The 18,805-nt window shown below is 67.2% G+C and carries 18 protein-coding genes; 8 read left to right on the forward strand and 10 right to left on the reverse strand.

What is annotated here, in order from left to right; genetic code table 11:
* Positions 1 to 21: 21 nt before the first annotated feature.
* Positions 22 to 486 (forward strand): hypothetical protein, encoded by a 465-nt coding sequence (locus D5301_RS03420; RefSeq protein WP_014038879.1) that lies wholly within the window; start codon positions 22 to 24, stop codon positions 484 to 486.
* Between the two features lie 92 nt (positions 487 to 578).
* Here D5301_RS03420 and D5301_RS03425 read toward each other — a convergent pair whose 3' ends face one another.
* The 4 genes from D5301_RS03425 to D5301_RS03440 form a co-directional block, all read right to left on the reverse strand.
* Complete coding sequence (locus D5301_RS03425; protein ID WP_153854777.1) at positions 579 to 2,378, reverse strand: DUF885 domain-containing protein; 1,800 nt, start codon at positions 2,376 to 2,378, stop codon at positions 579 to 581.
* Between the two features lie 67 nt (positions 2,379 to 2,445).
* A complete protein-coding gene (locus D5301_RS03430; protein ID WP_153854778.1) occupies positions 2,446 to 2,961 on the reverse strand; it encodes a cytochrome c oxidase assembly factor Coa1 family protein in 516 nt (171 codons plus the stop codon).
* Between the two features lie 25 nt (positions 2,962 to 2,986).
* A complete protein-coding gene (locus tag D5301_RS03435) occupies positions 2,987 to 5,212 on the reverse strand; it encodes a S9 family peptidase (protein WP_153854779.1) in 2,226 nt (741 codons plus the stop codon).
* Positions 5,213 to 5,375: 163 nt separating this feature from the next.
* On the reverse strand, positions 5,376 to 6,065 hold the full coding sequence (locus D5301_RS03440; RefSeq protein ID WP_153854780.1) for a glutathione binding-like protein: 690 nt from the start codon (positions 6,063 to 6,065) through the stop codon (positions 5,376 to 5,378).
* 112 nt (positions 6,066 to 6,177) lie between these two features.
* On the opposite strand from D5301_RS03440, the gene D5301_RS03445 reads away from it, so the two are divergent.
* Together D5301_RS03445 and D5301_RS03450 are read left to right on the forward strand one after the other, a co-directional pair.
* A complete protein-coding gene (locus tag D5301_RS03445; protein ID WP_110714074.1) occupies positions 6,178 to 6,798 on the forward strand; it encodes a TIGR00645 family protein in 621 nt (206 codons plus the stop codon).
* A 201-nt stretch (positions 6,799 to 6,999) separates the two neighbouring features.
* Entirely contained in the window at positions 7,000 to 8,001 is a 1,002-nt protein-coding gene (locus D5301_RS03450; RefSeq protein WP_153854781.1) for an energy transducer TonB, read from the forward strand.
* An 83-nt stretch (positions 8,002 to 8,084) separates the two neighbouring features.
* Here D5301_RS03450 and D5301_RS03455 read toward each other — a convergent pair whose 3' ends face one another.
* The gene (locus D5301_RS03455) at positions 8,085 to 8,339 is read right to left on the reverse strand and encodes a hypothetical protein (protein ID WP_153854782.1); all 255 of its coding nucleotides are present in this window, start codon (positions 8,337 to 8,339) and stop codon (positions 8,085 to 8,087) included.
* A gap of 77 nt (positions 8,340 to 8,416) precedes the next feature.
* On the opposite strand from D5301_RS03455, the gene D5301_RS03460 reads away from it, so the two are divergent.
* Together D5301_RS03460 and D5301_RS03465 are read left to right on the forward strand one after the other, a co-directional pair.
* Entirely contained in the window at positions 8,417 to 9,202 is a 786-nt protein-coding gene (locus D5301_RS03460) for a helix-turn-helix transcriptional regulator (RefSeq protein WP_153854783.1), read from the forward strand.
* Between the two features lie 67 nt (positions 9,203 to 9,269).
* Positions 9,270 to 9,698 carry a hypothetical protein gene (locus D5301_RS03465; protein WP_032129133.1) on the forward strand — a complete coding sequence of 143 codons (429 nt, stop codon included), beginning with the start codon at positions 9,270 to 9,272 and terminating at the stop codon, positions 9,696 to 9,698.
* Positions 9,699 to 9,770: 72 nt separating this feature from the next.
* Here the strand turns inward: D5301_RS03465 and D5301_RS03470 are convergent, their stop codons facing one another.
* From D5301_RS03470 to D5301_RS03485, 4 genes are all read right to left on the reverse strand, one after another.
* Positions 9,771 to 10,955: an ABC transporter permease gene (locus D5301_RS03470; RefSeq protein ID WP_153854784.1), complete on the reverse strand. Its 1,185-nt coding sequence runs from the start codon at positions 10,953 to 10,955 to the stop codon at positions 9,771 to 9,773.
* Positions 10,952 to 11,698, reverse strand: coding sequence for an ATP-binding cassette domain-containing protein (locus D5301_RS03475; protein WP_153854785.1), 747 nt, complete (start codon positions 11,696 to 11,698; stop codon positions 10,952 to 10,954). The genes D5301_RS03470 and D5301_RS03475 overlap by 4 nt, the downstream gene beginning before the upstream one ends.
* Positions 11,695 to 13,221: an alpha/beta fold hydrolase gene (locus tag D5301_RS03480; RefSeq protein WP_153854786.1), complete on the reverse strand. Its 1,527-nt coding sequence runs from the start codon at positions 13,219 to 13,221 to the stop codon at positions 11,695 to 11,697. Before D5301_RS03480 ends, D5301_RS03475 begins: the two co-directional genes overlap by 4 nt.
* Before the next feature lie 68 nt (positions 13,222 to 13,289).
* Positions 13,290 to 14,492, reverse strand: a complete 1,203-nt coding sequence (locus D5301_RS03485) for a GGDEF domain-containing protein (protein ID WP_153854787.1) — start codon at positions 14,490 to 14,492, stop codon at positions 13,290 to 13,292.
* Positions 14,493 to 14,645: 153 nt separating this feature from the next.
* On the opposite strand from D5301_RS03485, the gene D5301_RS03490 reads away from it, so the two are divergent.
* From D5301_RS03490 to D5301_RS03500, 3 genes are all read left to right on the forward strand, one after another.
* Complete coding sequence (locus tag D5301_RS03490) at positions 14,646 to 15,131, forward strand: DUF1203 domain-containing protein (RefSeq protein WP_153854788.1); 486 nt, start codon at positions 14,646 to 14,648, stop codon at positions 15,129 to 15,131.
* Between the two features lie 233 nt (positions 15,132 to 15,364).
* A complete protein-coding gene (locus D5301_RS03495; protein ID WP_153854789.1) occupies positions 15,365 to 16,537 on the forward strand; it encodes a lytic polysaccharide monooxygenase in 1,173 nt (390 codons plus the stop codon).
* A gap of 178 nt (positions 16,538 to 16,715) precedes the next feature.
* Positions 16,716 to 17,891, forward strand: coding sequence for a lytic polysaccharide monooxygenase (locus tag D5301_RS03500; protein WP_153854790.1), 1,176 nt, complete (start codon positions 16,716 to 16,718; stop codon positions 17,889 to 17,891).
* Positions 17,892 to 18,004: 113 nt separating this feature from the next.
* On the opposite strand, the gene D5301_RS03505 is transcribed toward D5301_RS03500, so the two are convergent.
* Positions 18,005 to 18,754, reverse strand: coding sequence for a ferredoxin--NADP reductase (locus D5301_RS03505; protein WP_029379813.1), 750 nt, complete (start codon positions 18,752 to 18,754; stop codon positions 18,005 to 18,007).
* Positions 18,755 to 18,805 lie beyond the last annotated feature (51 nt).

Genomic DNA, 18,805 nt, shown 5'->3' on the forward strand with positions numbered 1-18,805 from the left:
CAGTCCTACAGGGGTCGTGCCATGAATATCCGTTGGGCCGCGTTGGCGGCCATCCTGCTGGTCGCCGCTGGCTGTGCCAGTACCTCCAAGGTGATGCTGGGCCGCGCCCGCGCACCGATCGATCCGGCGCTGGTGCAGATCTATTCGACGCCGCCGGCCGGTTCCCAGGAAATCGCGCAGCTGGAATCGGCTTCGGCCGTGGGCTTCGGCACCCAGGGCCAGACCGACGCCGCCGTGGCACGCCTGAAGCGTGAGGCCGCCGCGCTCGGCGCCAATGGCGTGGTACTGATGGGCGTGGGCAGCAGTGGTTCGCCGGTGGGCATGTCGGTCGGCGCCGGCACGTTTGGCTCGCATGTGGGCGGTGGCGTCGGCATCGGCATTCCGACCACGCAGAAGCGCGCCGCCGGCGTCGCAATCTGGGTGCCGAATCCGGCACCGCCGGCGCGGTTGCCGACACAGGTGATCACACCGCAGCCGCAGCGGTGACGCGGCAGCGTCACCGCGGGTAGTGCCGGCCGCTGGCCGGCAACTCTGCCCAAGGGGAATGCCGGCCAGCGGCCGGCACTACCCGCTGATGCTCAGCGCTTGTACTTCGGCACGAACACCTTGTTCACCGCATCGGCCAGCTGGTCCGGCGGCAGCAGGCCCTGGTCGAGCAAGAAGTTGTTGAACGCCAGGCGGTCGAACTTCGCGCCCAGTGCCAGCTCGGTCTGCATGCGCAGTTCGAGGATGCGGGTGTAGCCGTAGAAATAGCTGCCGGCCTGGCCCGGCATGCGCACCATGTAGCGGTCCAGTTCCTGGGTGGCCATCGCCTTGGACAGGCCGACCTGCTCCATCAGCACGCGCTCGCCGTTGGCACGGTCGGTCAGGCCAAGGTTGAGCATCGGGTCCAGCATCGCGCGTGCGGCGCGCAGCAGGCGGAACTGCAGGGCGATCATCTGCCCGTCCAGCGGCTCGTACGGCACCATCTCGGCTTCGGCATACAGCGCCCAGCCCTCCACGTTCACCGAATTGAACGCGAACATGGTGCGTGCCAGCGACACGCCGCGCTCGACCATGGCGGTGAACTGCAGCTCGTGACCCGGGCGGCCCTCATGCGCGCTCAGCGTCCACGCCGCCGCACCGAAGTTGAAGTCGTCGTACTGCGCACCCGGGCCCGCGGCCGGGTTGCCCAGCGGCAGCACGAACGTGCCCTGCTGCCCGGTGTTGTTGACCAGCGGCGCCGGCAGGAAATGCGGCGCCGGGCTCGCAGCACTCTCGGCGGCCGAGCCCAGGCGCATCTGCATCGCGCGCTTGGGCACGTCGACGATGGCGTGCTCGCGGATCAACGGGTCGATCGCATCGATCACCTTGCGGTAGTGGCCTTCCAGATGATCGTCGGCGATCTTGTCGGCCTTCAGCGCGCGGATCACCGCCACCGGGTCGCTCGGGTCGGCCACCTTCAGGCCCTTGTCCTTCACCACCAGCGGCGCCAGCTGCTGCATCGCCGAGCGGGTTTCCATGAATTCCAGCTGCGCGCGCTGCATCAACAGCTTCGGGTCGATGTCGATGCCTACCTGCTTGAGCTGGTAGGCGTACAGCGGCGCCGGCAGACGTGCGTCGGCACGTGCCTTCGGCAGCACGGTCGTGCGCGTCCAGGCGGCGTAGTCCTTCATCTGCCCGGCCAGTGTCTTCATCGCCTCATCGGCACCGGCGATCTGGTACTTCTTCAGCAGCGACTCGATGCCGGTGATGTAGGTCTCGACGTTGTCCAGCGACTGCTGCACTTCGATCTTGGTCGGCTGCAGCAGACTGCTGTCCTTCAATCGCTCTTCGTAGCGCTGGCGGGCCAGCGTGGTGAACGCGGTGCCGCCCGGCTGCAGGCCGGCATAGGCCTTGAGGCGTTCGATCGCCTTGGCCCGGCGCTCGGCTGGCACTTGGTCGGACAGCAGCAGGTTGAGGCCGCTGAACACGGTCTGCGGCGCGTCACTCCATGGCAGCAGGTACTTCTCGTTGAGCTCGCTGCCTTCGATGTTCTGGTTGGCGGCGTGGATCATGATCTCCAGGTCCTGGCGGACATTGGGATCCTGTTCGGTGGCCAGCTTCGCCTTCAGCTCGTCGCGGGCCTTGGCCATCGCGGCACGGTAGCGCTTGCCGTTGTCGGGGCCGAGATCGGCGACCTTTTCGTCATAGCCAGGCACGCCGAAGAAGCCGGTTTCCTCCGGCTGGAACGGGCCCTGCGCATCCAGCAGGATCTGCGCCAGCGCATTACTGCGGGCGACCCAGGCCGGGCTGGCGGGAGTCGCGGCCTTGGCAGCGGGTGCCGCCAGCGCCGGCGGCGCAGACAGCAGCGGGGCGGCAGTCAGGGCCAGGGCAACGGCCAACGCGATCGGCTTCATGGGACACTCCAGCAAAGGGTTGCCCGCACCCTACGCGCTCAGCGCGGTGGCGACAATCGGCCGGAGGTCACAACGCCGCGGTCATCGGGCATTCGCCGCGATCACGGCAGGCCTGCAGTTCGCATTCCTGTGCCGCCTCGTCGTCATCCAATGCGGTCAGGTCGAAGGTCTGCTTGTCCTCGGCCAGCACGTACATCACCGGGTAATCCCACACGTCATCGCTGCGGGTGCCCTTCACGAACAGCCGGCCGTGCGCGTGGGGTCCTTCCAGGGCCACGGTCAGGCCAACATCACGCTGGCCGTTGATCGCGGTCTGCATGCTGCCCAGCGGCATCGATTCGGTGCGCAGCGGCTCGCCGAAGGCTTCCACCAGTTCGATGCTGCATCCCGCGCGACGCATCGCTTCGCGCATCGGCGGGCTCTCGCGTGCCGCCTCGCTCCAGCGCAGCACGCTCCAGGTCACCACGCCCCCCACCGCGCCCAGCACCAGCACCACGGTCAACGGCATTGCCCAGCGCCAGTGTCGGCACCACCAGCTGGCAGGCCTCTGGCCATGGGCAGGAATCGGCGGTGGCAGGGTCATCGGCGGGCTCCTTCCCGGCTGTGGATCAAGGTTTCAGGCAGCGTCCCAGGAAGGCTTCGGCCACGCGGTAGCGATGCAGGGCATCGGCGCCGGACAGGCCATGCTTGGCACCCGGGTAGGTCATCAGCTCGAACGGCTGTGCACGCTTCTGCAACGCGCTCATCAGGCTGGTCGAATTGGTGAACAAGACGTTGTCGTCGGCCATGCCGTGGATCAGCAGCAGCGGCGAACGCAGGCCGTCGATATGGGTCAGCACGCGCGCTTCGCGGTAACCCGCTTCGTTGCGCGCCGGCAGATCCATGTAGCGCTCGGTGTAATGACTGTCGTACAGGCCCCAATCGGTCACCGGCGCACCGGCCACGCCGCAGGCGTACTGGTTCGAGGCCTTGGCCAGCAGCATCAGGGTCATGTAGCCGCCGTTGGACCAGCCCTGCACGCCGATGCGCGCCGGGTCCACCCACGGTTGCTGCTTCAGCCAGGTCACGCCACGCAGCTGGTCGGTCACTTCCACCGTGCCCTGCTTGCCATACAACGCGCCACCGAAGTCACGGCCACGTCGCGGGGTGCCACGGTTGTCCAGCGAGAACACCACGTAGCCCTGCTGGGCCAGGTACTGGTTGAACAGGTGGTCGCCACGGCCGGGCCAGCTGTCGGTAACGGTCTGGCTGGCCGGGCCACCGTAGACGTACACCGCCACCGGGTAGCGCTTGGACGGATCGAAGCCGGCCGGCTTGATCAGGCTGTAGTTGAGCGGGGTCTTGCCGTCGGCGGCGGTCAGCGTACCGAACTCGATCGGGCGCTGCGCATCGCGGTAACGCGCATACGGATGCTTGGGATCGGCCAGGTCGTTCTCGAGCAGGGTGGCGATCTTCTCGCCATTGGCGCGGAACAGTTCGATCTGCGGCGGCGTGGTGCTGTTGGACCAGCTGTCCACATAGACGCTGGCATTGCGGGCGAAGCTGGCGCTGTGCATGCCCGGAGCCTTGGACAGCCGCTGCGGCTCACCGCCCTGCAGCGACACCGCGTAGATCTGGCTTTCGCGCGAGGTCTCGATGCCGGCACGGAAGTAGGCCTTGCCGGCCTTTTCATCGACCGCCAGCAGCTCGTCCACCGGCCAGTTGCCGTGGGTCAACGCGGTGGCCTTGCCCTTGCTGTCGATGCGGTACAGGTGCTGGAAACCGGTGCGCTCGGACGACCACAGCACGCTGCCGTCGTCGAGGAAACGCAGGCTGTTGTGCAGCGGCACCCAGGTCGGGCTGGTTTCGTGCGCGAGCACGCGCTGGCGGTTGGAGTCGAGTGCCACTTCCACCAGGTCCAGCTGCTTCTGGTCACGCGACTGGCGCTGGAAGCTCAGGTGCTGGGCATCGCGCCAGTCGACGCGGGCCAGATAGATGTCCTGTTCCTTGCCGAGGTCGACCCAGCGCGGCTGCGCATCGGCGGCCGGTGCGATCACGCCCAGCTGCACGCGCACGTTGGCGTCGCCGGCGGCCGGGTAACGCTGCTCGATCACGTCGGTGCGGTCGGCGTAGACCTCGTAGCGCTTCTGCACCGGCACCGGTGCTTCATCGATGCGCGCGAAAGCGATGGCCGAATCATCCGGCGCCCACCAGTAACCGGTGTGGCGGTCCATTTCCTCGTCGGCGACGAACTCGGCCACGCCGTTGCCGATGGTGGTGCTGCCGTCGCGGGTGAGCTGCAACTGCTTGCCGCTGGCCAGGTCGATCACCCACAGGTTGCGGCCACGGATGAAGCTGACGAAACCGCCCTTGGGCGACAGCTTGGCGTCGGTAGCGAAGCCCTCGCCGTGGGTCAGCTGGCGCACTGCGGCCTGGCCCTGCTGCTTGAGGTCGTACAGGTACAGCTCGCCGCCCAACGGGAACAGCAGGCGCTGCGCGTCCGGCGACCACTGGTAATCGACGATGCCGGTCATCGCAGCGATGCGCTGGCGTTCGCGGCGGGCCTTTTCCTCATCGCTGAGGGTCTCGGTGCCGGGCAGCACCACCTTCGAATCCACCAGCAGACGGGTCTGGCCGCTGCCGATGTCGTAGGTCCACAGGTCCAGCTGGTTGCGGTCGCTGTCCTTGCCGCGCAGGAAGCTGACCTGCGAACCATCGGGGGCGACCTTCGGTTTCATCAGGGTCGGGCCGGACAGCGGCAGCGGGCCGGTGATGGCTTCCAGGGTCAGCTTTTCAGCGTGGGCGGCGGTACTGGTGGCGAGCATGAGGGCGAGCGAAGCGAACAGGTGGCGCATGGAGGATCCCGGCAAACGGCAGGTCCGCCCCCGCGATGGACGCGGAGCGGTCGTCCCCCATCCTAACCAAGCCCGTGCGGGAAGGCAGCATGACCTTCTGCCCATGCCGCGGTGCTGGGGTCAGAGCCCTTTGCGCTGCAAAGGGATCCGACCCCGCGGCGGGTCAACGCTGGCCGAACAGGTGCTTGCGCTCTTCGTCGCTGAGCGGCTTGCCGGCGTTGGGGTTCACCTGCTGGCGCAGGGCATAGGCGCGCTGGGTGGCCGGGCGTGCGGCGATCGCTTCATGCCAGCGCTTGAGGTTCGGGAAGGCGGCGAAATCCACCGGCAGCTTGTCGTAGGCGCCGATCCACGGGTAGCTGGCCATGTCGGCGATGGTGTACTCGTCCCCGGCCAGGAAGGCGTGCTGGGCCAGGCGCTTGTCCATCACCCCGTGCAGGCGGCGCACTTCGTTGTCATAGCGCTCGATCGCATACGGGATCTTCTCCGGCGCATACACATTGAAGTGGCCCATCTGGCCGCTCATCGGACCCAGGCCGGCCATCTGCCAGAACAGCCACTCCAGGGTGGTGACGCGGCCGCGCGGGTCGCGGGGCAGGAACTGGCCGGTCTTCTCGGCCAGGTACAGCAGGATCGCACCGGACTCGAACACGCTCTGCGGAGCACCGCCATCGGCCGGGGCCTGGTCGACGATGGCCGGCATCTTGTTGTTGGGCGAGATCGCAAGGAATTCCGGCTTGAACTGGTCGCCCGAACCGATGTTGACCGGGTGGATGCGGTACTCCAGGCCGGCTTCTTCCAGCAGCAGGGTCACTTTGTGACCGTTCGGGGTGGGCCAGTAATACAGGTCGATCATGGCGGCGGCTCGGGGTGCGGAAAGGAACCTGAAGTCTAGTGCGAGAGTTGGGTTGGCACCGTCATGGCGGGCCAGTAACCTCGCCACTCCCCCGCAACGCAGCATCCCCCGCATGAGTGCAAACCGACCGCCGCTCTCCCCCCTGTCCACCCTGATCTTCGCCTCGCGCTGGCTGCAGCTGCCGCTGTACCTGGGTTTGATCGTTGCCCAGTGCGTCTACGTGTTCCTGTTCGGCAAGGAACTGTGGCACCTGATCTCGCATTCGGCCACTATGGGCGAACAGCAGATCATGCTGATCGTGCTCGGCCTGATCGACGTGGTGATGATCTCCAACCTGCTGGTGATGGTGATCGTCGGCGGCTACGAAACCTTCGTCTCGCGCCTGCGCCTGGAAGGCCACCCGGACCAGCCGGAATGGCTGAGCCACGTCAACGCCAGCGTTCTGAAAGTGAAGCTGGCGATGGCGATCATCGGCATCTCCTCGATCCACCTGCTGAAGACCTTCATCGCCAGCGGTGCACTGAACGGCATCCCGCTGTGCCCGCCTGAACGAATGGCATCGGCCGCAGCCAACATCGGCGAGCAGACCTGCTCGACCTTCACTCCGGATGGCGTGCTGTGGCAGACCATCATCCACTGCGTGTTCATCCTGTCGGCGATCGGCATCGCCTGGACCGACAAGCTGATGTCCAACAGCCACAGCAAGTCGCACGACAAGGCGCACGAACACTGATCTCGTCGCCGGCGGCGGCATGACCACCGCTGCGCGTCCCGGCCACCGCCCCTTGCGCGCGGCGGTGGCCGGGATGCTAGATTGCACCCTCGCCGTTGCCGGCGATGGCGTCGGGAAACGTCATCGTTCCGTGCCCGGACCGCTGGTCCCGGCCATGCATATCAATGATTTACGTCACGTCGTCTTCTAGAGGGGAGCAGGATGTCGCACGTCTCAACGATCACCGCCGCGCGCCGGTGGCTGCCGGTTGCCCTGGCACTGGCACTGGCCGCCTGCTCGGGCAAGGAAGAAACCCCGGCACCCGCACCTGCCAGTGCACCCGCCGCCGCACCGGCCGCACCGGTGGTCGCCGCCAAGGTGCAGTCGATGGGCACCGAGCAGCTGCGTGAATCGGCCAGCCAGGCGCTGCGCGAGAACCGCATGTACGCGCCGGCCGGCGACAACGCCATCGAGTACTACCTCGCCCTGCGCGACAAGACCCCGGACGACGCCTCGGTGAAGAGCGCGCTGACCGACCTGCTGCCCTACACCCTGATCGCCGCCGAACAGCACCTGGGCCGCGAGGACTACACCGAAGCGCAGCGCCTGGTGGCGCTGATCGAGAAGGTGGATGCGTCCGCGCCGGCCCTGCCGCGCCTGAAGGAAGGCCTGGCCAAGGGCGTGCAGAACGCCGCCAAGCGCACCGAAGCAGAGGCAGAGAAGGCGAAGAAGGACGCCGAGGACCGCAGCAAGCAGCAGACCGAGCAGCAGCGCCTGGCCGAACAGCGTGCCAAGGAGGCCGATGCGGCCAAGCAGATTGCCGCGCAACAGGACGCCGCGCGCCGCGACAACGAGCGTCAGGAAGCCGAGCGCCAGGCCGCTGCCCGCCGCGAGGCCGAGCAGAAGCAGCAGCAGGCCGCCGCGCAGCAGGCCAGCGCCGCGCGCCAGGCTGCCGCCACCGCCGCGCCGACCCTGCGACCGGTCAGCACGCCGGCGCCGCGTTATCCGGCCGAAGCGCTGCGTGCCGGCACCTCCGGCGAAGTGCTGGTGGAAATCACCGTCGGCACTGACGGCTCGGTAGTCAACGCCCGCGTGCTGCGCGCGACACCGTCACGCATCTTCGATCGCGAAGCGATGAACGCGGTCAAGCGCTGGCGCTTCGAGCCGATCAGCGCACCGGTCACCACCCGCCGCACGCTGGTGTTCGCTCCCGGCGGCGGCTGACCGCAAAAAGGGGACGGAGGGGATTAAGTCGTTTCCGCCCACGCCATGACGCCAAGGCCCGGTCCGTCCGGGCCTTGTCCGTTTCAGGCTGCACCCTCGATCAGATCCTGCAGCGCAGGATCACGCGCGGCCAGCACCCGAAACAGGCCCAGTGCGTGCAGGCCCGGCAGCAGCGCACGCAGGTCGGCTTCGGCGGTGGCGCGGGTGGCATCATCGCTGGCGGGATCCTGCCAGTCACGGACGCTGGCCAGGAAGGCACCGACGCTGCCCTTGCGCACGGTGAGGCCATTTACCTGCACCTCGTTCTGATGGTCCGGAAGAATGTCCTGTGGCTGCATGGGGGCTGCTCGATTGAATGAGGGCTCCAGTGTGGATGCCCCGCAATGGCGGTTCTGCCGTATAACTGCCAACCTGTATGGCAGATCAGACATCCATCGTATTGATCGACCCGGCACTGGCCAATGCCAGCGACGGACCGGCGCTGCTGGCAGCCCAGCTACGCCTGCGCCGTCCGCGACGGACAGCCCGTCATCAGCACGCCCGTGGCCAGCTGCTGGGTGCACACCAGGGCCTGCTGCGGATCGAAGTGGGCGATCTGCACTGGCTGCTGCCGGCGGGGCATGTCGCCTGGATTCCACCCTTGCTGCCCCATGCACTGGCCAGCACCAGTGCGTTCGATGGCTGGAGCCTGTACTTCAGTGCGCCCGCCTGTGCCGATCTGCCAGCGACCCCTCGCATCTTCCAGGCCGATGCGTTGCTGCAGGCGAGCGTCATGCGCGCACTGCAATGGCCACACGCTGCACTGGATGCCGCACAGACGCGGCTGGCAGGAGTGATCGCCGATGAGATCGGCGCCAGCACGCCGTTGCCACTTGCCCTGCCACAACCGCGCGACCGACGCCTGCGGCGGATCGCGGCCGCGCTGGCGCGCGCACCGCACGACAACCGCAGCATCGAGGACTGGGCCACCCGCACCGGTTTGTCCAGCCGCAGTCTCGCCCGCCACTGGCTGGCCGAGACCCAGATGACGCTGAGTCAGTGGCGGCAACGCCTGCGGGTGTTGCTGGCGCTGCCACGCCTGCTGTCCGGCGAGCCGGTGATCAGCGTCGCGCTGTCGATGGGCTACGACACACCCAGTGCCTTCATCGCCGTGTTCAAGCGCGAGATGAGGGTGACGCCTGCGCGGTATGCCGGCGGATGACGCATTCAACGCTCCCGCTGTCTACCCTCGCGACCTAAGCTACTTTCCAAACTCAGGAGGAGAACCGATGAAGTACGACGACGCCAGCTGGCATTCCGGGGGTGACTTCCCTTCGGATCTTCCGGCTGAGGCCGGTGCCACTCACATCGGCATGTACCTGGCATGGCTGCTGTTACAGGGCATGGCAAGCGAAGAGCTCGCCGAGGACGCAGAAGAAGACCTGCAGGCGCTGCGGGAACGTAGTACGACGCCAGGCCTGCTCCTGCTTCAATGCAGCGACGGCAAATTCGTCGATGACCTGATCAGTGATGAAGCCAACGCGTTCACTGCTGCGTACTACGACCTCGAAAATGGCCAGTATCTCGAAGACTATGAGGAACAGCTGGGGGCCGAGGTCCCGTCGCTGTACCACGTCGCCGATACCTGGGAAAACTTTGATCGATTGGCACCGGTGATCGCCCAACGCTTCGCCGCTTGGCAGGCAACGCAATCCTGAAAACAACGAGGCCCGGAATGACCGGGCCTCGTTTCAAATCCGCCGGGCATGGCCCGGCGCTACCAGTGGCGGTCAGCCGGAGATCGCCAGACGCTCGTTGTGGTAACGGCGCACGGCGGCGAACCACAGCAGTGCGGCCAGGCCGAGGCTGGCACCGAGATAGATGGCCCAGACCGACGGCGTGATGGTCTCGTGGCGGATCACCTTCAACAGCATCTGGTTCTGCGACAGGAACGGCACGGCGTACTGCCACAGCTCGCTCTTCAGCGGATAGGCCACCAGCGCGTAGCCGGGCATCATCGGCAGCAGCATCAGCCAGGTCATGTGGCTCTGCGCTTCCTTCATGCTCTTGGCCGCCGCCGACAGGAAGGTCAGCAGCGAGGTGCCGATCATCAGCATCGGCAGCATCACCAGCAGCATCTGCAGCATCGAGGCGACGTTCATGTTGAACTGGCGGCCGATGTTGCCGGGCGCGATCTGTGCGCTCACCTTGAACGCCACCAGGGTCAGCAGCAGCGATACGAACCCGACCACGCAGGCAGCCGCGATCTTGCCGCTGACGATCGCGCTGCGCGAGCCGGGCGTGGCCAGCAGCGGTTCCAGTGACTGCCGCTCGCGCTCGCCGGCGGTGGCATCCATCACCAGATAGGCGCCGCCGATGAACGAGGTCAGCGTGAGCAGCACCGGCAGCAGCATCGACAGGATCATGCCGCGCTTGGCTTCGGCACTGGCCAGGTCCTGGCGTGCCACGTCCAGCGGCCGCGCCACCTGCGCGTCGATGCCACGCGCCATCAATCGCAGCGCGCCCACTTGGCCGTTGTAGGTCGCCAGCGCCGCCTCCAGACGCGCACTGGGCACTTCAGCGGCACGGCGGGTACTGTCCTTGATCACCTCCACCAGCGCCGGCTTGCCATCGGCCCAGTCCTTGCCGAAGTCCTCGCTGATGCGCAGCGCCACGTCGATCTCCTGGCTGCGGATGGCGTCGGGCAGGTCCTTCGGTGCCGGCGCGGTATTCAGCCCCTGTGCGGCGAGGAAGCGCACCAGGTTGGGGGCGTTCTCCGCACCGATGGTCGGAATCTGCAGCGGCTGTTCGATCTGGGTGCGTACCCGGCTCTCGGCCAGTTTGCCCATGCCCAGCAGCAGCACCGGGTACAACAGCGGACCGAACAGCAGGGTCAGCAGCAGCGTACGTCGATCACGGGAAAGATCGCGCAGCTCCTTGCGCATCACCGTCATCAGGGTCGACATCATGCTCATGCGTGCAGGCCCTCTTCGCTGCCGATCAGTTTCACGAACGCGTCTTCCAGGTTGGATTCGCCGGCTTGCGCACGCAGTTCATCGGCGCTGCCGGCGGCCATCACCGTGCCCTTGGCGATGATCACGATGTGGTCGCACAGCGCGGCCACCTCCTGCATGATGTGGCTGGACAGGATCACGCAGCGGCCCTCTTCGCGCAGGCCCAGCAGGAAGCGGCGCAGTGCGCGCGTGGTCATCACGTCCAGGCCGTTGGTCGGTTCGTCGAGAATCACGTTGCGCGGGTCGTGCACCAGCGCGCGGGCGATGGCGGTCTTGGTGCGCTGGCCCTGCGAGAAACCATCGGTCTGGCGGTCGAGGATGTCGCCCATGTCCAGCGCGTGCGACAGCACCTCGATGCGTTCGCGGATGCGCTCGGCTGTCAGGCCATGCAGTTCGCCGAAGTAGGTGATGTTCTCGCGTGCGGTCAGGCGCTTGTAGACACCGCGCGCGTCGGGCAGCACGCCCAGGTGGCGGCGTACTTCTACAGGGTTGCGTGCGGCATCGACCCCGTCGACGCTGATGCTGCCCTGGTCAGGGGTCATCAGCGTGTACAGCATGCGCATGGTGGTGGTCTTGCCGGCACCATTGGGGCCCAGCAGGCCGGTGATGCGGCCGTCCTCGGCGCGGAAGCCGACGTTGGACACCGCCTGGATACGGCCGGTACGGGTGTCGAAGGCCTTGTGCAGGTTGTCGGCGACGATCATGGTTCCCATCCATTGAACGAGGTGAACGCCGGCACGTAGCTCAGCGTGTCCAGGCAGCCGGCATCCAGCGCCTTGGCATCGATCTTGTCGATGAACTGGCCGAGCAGGCGCGGCATGCAGCCGGCGGTCAGCGTGCCGTGGCCCTGGCCACGGGCGACCAGTGCCCGGCCATTCGGCAGGCCCTTGAGGACCTGCTCGGCGTAGCGCGGCGGTGTCACTGGGTCCAGTTCACCGGACAGCAGCAGCGCCGGCACGTCACTGCGCAACGGCACTGCAGCGGCCGCCGCTGCCGCTCGATGCGGCCACACCGGGCAGGCGGCGAAGAAGGCGCTGGCGACTTCGTTGCCGAACAGGCGCTCGGGATCCTCGGCCGGCGCGTGGTAGCGCGGTGCATCCTCGCTGCAGATCACCGACCACTGCATGCCGCGGTTGATCTGGAAATCCATGCTGCGGTTCGCGCCGCGTGCCAGCGATGCCAACGGTGCATAGCGGCCCTGTGCGGCCTCATCGAGGACCAGCGGCAGCAGCGAGGAATACTGCGGCACGTAGGAAAACGCGAACGCCAGGCCGACCACGCTGTCCGGGGTCAGTACGTCTTTCCGGATATCGTAGGTGCCGGGGTCGCGGTACTCGACCGAGACCGGCGCACGGCGCAGGGTCTCCACCACGCTGCGCACCTGCGCGCGGGTATCGGTCGGGAAACGCTTGCTGCATCTGGCATCCTTGCGGCACTGCGCCGACTGCAGGGCGATCGCATCCTCGAACGTCGTGGCGAAGTCACCACCGACCACCAGTTCGTTCGGCACCACGCCGTCGATGACGATGCTGCGGGTGTGCTGCGGATAGGCGCCGGCGTAGCGCTGGGCCACGCGGGTACCGTAGGACCCGCCGACCAGGTTGATCCGGTCCACGCCCAAGGCCTGGCGTACCGCATCCAGGTCGGCGATGGCTTCGGTGGTCGTGTAGAAGCGTGCATCGGCACGCCCCTGCAGCGAGGCCGCGCAGCGCTGCGCGTAGTCGCGCAGCGACGCCTCGGTGGGAGCGGCGTCCTCGTCCATCTGCAGGTCCTTGCCGTCCGCGCCGAGGCAGCTGAGCGGGTTGGAGCCGCCGGTGCCGCGCTGGTCGATCAGGAACACGTCACGCTGCTTGCGTACCTGGCGCAGCGCGGTATCGACGATGACCGCCACCTCGCTGGCGGCCTGGCCCGGGCCACCGGCCAGGAAGAACACCGGGTCGGGCTGGCTGGAACCGCTGTTGCCCGACTCCAGCCAGGCGATGCGCAGGTCGATCCTGCGGCCATCTGGCTGGGCCCGGTCCTCCGGCACCTGCAGGGTGGCGCACTGCGCTTCCACGTTGGCGCTGGCGCCTTCGGTGGACAGCGTGCAGGGCTGGAAGTCGATCGTGCCGAAACGGCGGCTGGGCGCATCGTTGGCGCTTTCGGCGCCGGGTGGCGGTGACTGGCTGCACCCGGCAAGCATCAGGCTGGCCAGCATCCCGGCCAGCGCGAGGTGGTGTCTTTGCATCGTGCTCGTTTCCCCTGGAGGACGTTCCTGTCGACCACGACGGGCTGCCGCGGAAGATGTGACCCAACTTACACGGGCACGGCGCCGGCGGCGATGGGCAAAGGCGAAATCGTCGCCGGCACGGCACAGGCCAAGCGGTCACGGCCCTCGGCCTTGGCCCGGTAGAGTGCTGCATCGGCAGCCGCCAGCAGCGTCGACAGGTCACCCTGGCCCTCGTCCATGGCCAGGCCAACACTGGCCGTGACGAGCACAGGCCCCGTGTCCAGAAGGGCGGGATGTCGCTGCAGACGGGTGCGGATCAGCGCTGCCAGCGCCACCGCGTCGCTCGACGTACTGCCGGCCAGGACCAGCACGAACTCCTCGCCCCCATAGCGGCCCAGCAGATGGGTCCGTCCCTGGGTGCTTTGCTGCAGCACCGAAGCGAAGTGACGCAGCACCTGGTCACCGGCCAGGTGGCCCCAGCGATCATTGATCCGCTTGAAGTGGTCGACATCGACCAGCAGCAGGGCCAGCGGACGGCCCTGCCGGCGCGACCGCTGCAACTGCACCTGGCCATCGGCCAGCACCGCGCTGCGGTTGAGCAGGCCGGTCAGGCCATCGGTGCGCGCGGCATGCCGCAGATCGACCAGCATGCGCTCGACCAGCAGCAGCACCATCGCGAAACATCGCGCCAGTTCCAGCATTACCCCGGCGATGTAGGTGGCGAACATCGGCGATCCGGTGCGCATGATGTCCTCGCCTGCATCCGGTGCCACCGGCAGCAACAGGCGCACGGCATACAGCGCGGCTTCGGCCAGGAACACCGACGCCGCCAACCGGCAGCTGGTGCGCTGCTGCACCGGCGCATGGCGCAGCAGCAACCAGGCGATCCAGCCATCGACGATCAGCGCGAACACACTGAATACCTGCAGGCGCAGGTGCAGGTTCGGCCAGAGCACCAGGAACGCGAAGATGCAGGCCATGAACGCCGCCGCGATCAGCAGCGGCCGCCACAGCGGCAGCGGCTGCTCCAGGTGCAGTGCCACCCCGCGCAGCATCATCAGGCCACAACCGGCCATCGCCGCGTTGCCGGCCAGCACGGCCGGGGCCAGCGGCAGATAGGGCCGCAGTGCCAGCAGGGTCACGCCCAGGGTCAGCAGCCACAGGCTGATGGTCCACTGGCGCAGCACCGGTTGCCCGCGCAGCACGACCAGCAGCAGCGAGAACCCCACGGCGATGCCGATGCAGAGCAGGAAGCCAAGCACGGTGATGGTGGGGAAATCCAGGGACATGCGGCGCTCGTCGGCCGGGGCGGCGCGCGCATCTTAGCGCCTTGTGGTGCAGTCGCCATGGCGCTGTCCGGCCCGGCGTGATGCGAGGTCGGAAAACGGCGAGCATCGCCGCCGATGCCCACGCAGACTCCGCGGAAACCAAAGGAGACGCTCATGCATGCGTGGTACCTCGGTGGCCTGGACCATCGCCCCTTCCAGCACCTGTTCGAGAAAAGCGAGCGCGAACTCGCCGCGCTGGGCATCCAGCGTCGCTGGGCCGGCGAAAATGGCGGCCATCCCTGCCGGATCAGCCTGAGCGACCCACCCAGCGGCAGCGAGCTGCTGCTGTTGTCCCATGTGCACCTGCCCCTGCACTCGCCCTATCACGCCTCGGGTCCGATCTTCGTGCAGCGTGGCGTAACGCGCTGCGTGCTGCCGCCGGGTGAGGTACCCGCCTATGTACAGCGCCGTACGATCTCGTTGCGCGCCTATGACCAGGCTGCATTGATGCTGGCCGCAGAGATCAGCGCGGGCACTGATGTTGCTGCCCGGCTGGACACGCTGTTTGCCGACCCTGCCGTGGCCTTCGTGCAGCTGCACAACGCGGCCCACGGCTGCTTCTCGTGCCAGGCAGATCGAGTGGGTATGGCGCCGACGTAGCATGATCTCCACGACGTGATCGATGCCACGCCGATCCCGTGACCGCCAACGCATCCGTTCAGCCCCACGTGAAGCCTGCGGGAAGGGCTTCACACCCCCAGTCACGGATCGGCGCTTCGGTGGTTCCGCCCCTTGCATCGCGACTCGATACTCGCCGTGGTGCCGCCGAAAGTCCGCCGTGCAGCGCAGCTCCTGCGGTCACCGTTCCCTTTCGACGACCACAAGGATGCGCCATGTCATTCCGATCCACACCGCTGTTGCTGGCCACCTCGTTCGCTGCTGCGGGCTTGTGCCTGGCCGGCAACGCGTTCGCCCACGGCACCATGACCACGCCGGTCAGCCGCGTCTATGCCTGTTTCCAGGGCAATCCGGAGAACCCGACCAACCCGGCCTGCGCCGCCGCGAAAGCGGTGGGCGGTTCGCAGGCGTTCTACGACTGGAATGGCATCAACCAGGCCAATGCCAACGGCAACCACCAGGCCGTGGTGCCCGACGGCAAGCTGTGCAGCGGCAACAACCCGACCTTCCGCGGGCTGGATGTAAACCGCAGCGACTGGCAGACCACACCGATCCAGCCAGACGCCAACGGCAAGTTCACCTTCGTGTTCAAGGCGACCGCACCGCACGCCACGCGCGACTGGCGCTTCTTCGTCACCCGCGACGGCTGGCAACCGGGCAGCCCGCTGCGCTGGGCCGACCTGCAGGAGTTCTGCACGCTGGGCAACACGCCGCTGTCGGCCGATGGCACCTACAAGCTGCAATGCACGCTGCCACAGCGCAGCGGCCAGCATGTGATCTACAACACCTGGCAGCGCTCGGATTCGACCGAGGCGTTCTACACCTGCATGGACGTGCGCTTTGAAGGAGGCGGTGGCAGCACCCCGCCCGCAGCGCAGTGGCAGGATGCCGGCCCGGTCACCGCGCGCGGCGAGCTACCGGTCGGCACCACCCTGGCGTTGCGCGTGTTCAACGCCAACGGCAATGATGTCGAACGCGTGGAAGAGACCCTCGCCAGTGGCCAGACCGCGGCCGCACAGTGGCCGTTGGCGCTGGCCCGCAAGGTCAATGCCAGCGCCCAGCACGCACGCGTGGGCGTGCTCAACAACGGCGTGATCACACCGACGGCCTCGGCCACCGCCAACCGCGTGTACCTGAAGGATGGCAACCGCTTCCAGCTCGATACCCAGGTGCCCGACCCCGGCACGCCATCACCGGGCGGTGATTTCGACCACGTGTATCCCGCCGGTATCGGCAGCTACGTGCCGGGCCAGACCGTGGTGAAGGGCGGCGACGGCAAGCTGTATGCCTGCCGCCCGTTCCCGGAAGGTGCATGGTGCAACGTCAACGCCGAAGCCTATCGGCCGGGTGCCGGCGCGGCTTGGCGTGATGCGTGGATCGCGTACTGAGGCAGTGATGCGGGAGGCGGTGCACTGTGCACCGCCTTTCGCCCGGATGGCGGCACAGTGAGCACCGTGTTGCAGATCGATCACGGCCTTCATCGATTTCAAACTTGTCCGATGTTGCCGACGGCCCTGCATGTGAAGACTGCGCGAGGTTTCCCACACTTCGCAAAGGAGTTCCTGCATGCACCTGTCCCACCGGGCAGTCCTCGCTCTGTCCGTCGTTGCCTGCCTGGCCCTGTCCGGCAGCGCCCTCGCCCACGGCACCATGTCCAAGCCGCTCAGCCGCGTGAAGCAGTGCCACGAAGGCAATCCGGAAAACCCGACCAACCCGGCCTGTGCCGCGGCCAAGGCCATCGGCGGCGCGCAGCCGTTCTATGACTGGAGTGCAATCGCCCACGGCAACGCCAATGGCAACCACCGCGACCTGGTGCGTGATGGCGAACTGTGCAGCGCCAGCATCCCCAAGTACCGCGGCCTCGATCTGAATCGCAGCGACTGGCCGACCACGCCGGTGCGCGCCGATTCGCGTGGCCGCTACACCTTCGAGTTCAAGGCACCGGCACCGCACGCCACCCGCGAGTGGAAGTTCTATGTCACCCGTGACGGCTGGCAACCGGGCAGCCCGCTGCGCTGGGCCGACCTGCAGGAATTCTGCACCCTGGGCAACGTGCCGCTGTCCGAAGGCGGTGTCTACAAGCTGGACTGCCCGCTGCCCAAGCGCAGTGGCCAGCACATCATCTACAACACCTGGCAGCGCTCGGATTCGCAGGAGGCGTTCTACACCTGCATGGACGTGCGCTTCGAAGGTGGCGGTGGCGTGGTTCCGCCGCCGCAGTGGCAGGATGCCGGCGCGGTGACCGCCAACGGCGCACTGGACGTGGACAGCACCGTGACCCTGCGCGTGTTCAATGCCAACGGCAACGACCTGGAGCGTGTGGAAACCCAGCTGGCCGCTGGCCAGACCAGTCCGACGCAGTGGCCGCTGGCCCTGGCCCGCAAGGTCAATGCCAGTGCACAGCATGCGCGCGTGGGTGTGATGAAGAACGGCGTGATCACGCCGGTCGCCTCGGCCACCGACAACCGCGTGTACCTGAAGCCGGGCAACCGCTTCCAGCTGGAAACCCAGGTACCGGGTCCGGGCCCGATCGATCCGGTCGATCCGCCGGGCGGCGACTTCGACTTCGTCTACCCGGCCGGCCTCGGCAGCTACACGCCGGGCGAGACCGTGGTGAAGGGCACCGACGGCAAGCTGTATGCCTGCCGCCCGTTCCCGGAAGGCGCCTGGTGCAACATCAATGCCGATGCCTATCGTCCGGGCACCGGTTTCGCCTGGCGCGACGCCTGGATCGCGTACTGAGACAGGACACCGGGGGCGGCGTGATGCCGCCTCCGGTTCATGGGGTTGCCGGCGAGCGGCCGGCACTACCAGGGTCCATGCGGTTGCCGGCCAGCGGCCGGCACTACCCTGGTTTACTTGCTGCTGACGTACTTCTCGCGGCGGATCTGCGGATTGCCCAGACCGGCGGCCTTCAGCAGTTCGGCACAGGCATCGACCATGTCCGGGTTGCCGCACAGGTAGGCGATGTCGGTGGCCGGGTCCGGGGTGAATCCGGCCAGCGCCTGCTGCACGTAACCGTGCTGCACGTCCGGGTGTGGTTCGGCCGGCAGTTCGCGCGACAGGCACGGAACATAGCGGAAGTTCGGGTGCTTTTCGGCGAAGCTGTAGAAGTCTTCGCTGTACAGCAGCTCACCCGGGCTGCGCGCGCCCTGCAGCAGCACGATCTGCACGCCGCGTTCGGCCATGGCCTTTTCCAGCAGCGGCAGCATCGAGCGGTACGGGGTAACGCCGGTACCGGTGGCGATCAGCAGGTAACGGGCGTTGTGATCGCCGGGGTTCAGGCAGAACCGGCCGTAGGGGCCGGACGCACTGATCTGGCCGCCCTGCTCCAGCGCCTCGAACAGCGCCGTAGCGGCGCCACCGGGCACGAAACTGACCGCGATATCCACCGCTTCGCCCGGGCCCAACGCGTGGTCGTGGATGGTCGCCAGCGAGTAGCTGCGCTTGGTTTCGGTGCCGTCGGCGTAGCTGAAATGGACCTGGATGAACTGACCGGGCTGGAAATCCAGCGGCTGCCCATCGTCACGCACGAACTGGTAGTGGCCGACGGTCGGGGCCAGCATGCGGCAACCGACCAGCTTGAGGGGGAATTGAACAGGCACGACTTTTCGGGACAGTGTGTAGCCGGGGCAAGCCCTCGGGGTCTTCTATAA

It is taken from the genome of Stenotrophomonas sp. MH181796 (assembly GCF_009659995.1).
GTDB lineage: Bacteria > Pseudomonadota > Gammaproteobacteria > Xanthomonadales > Xanthomonadaceae > Stenotrophomonas > Stenotrophomonas riyadhensis.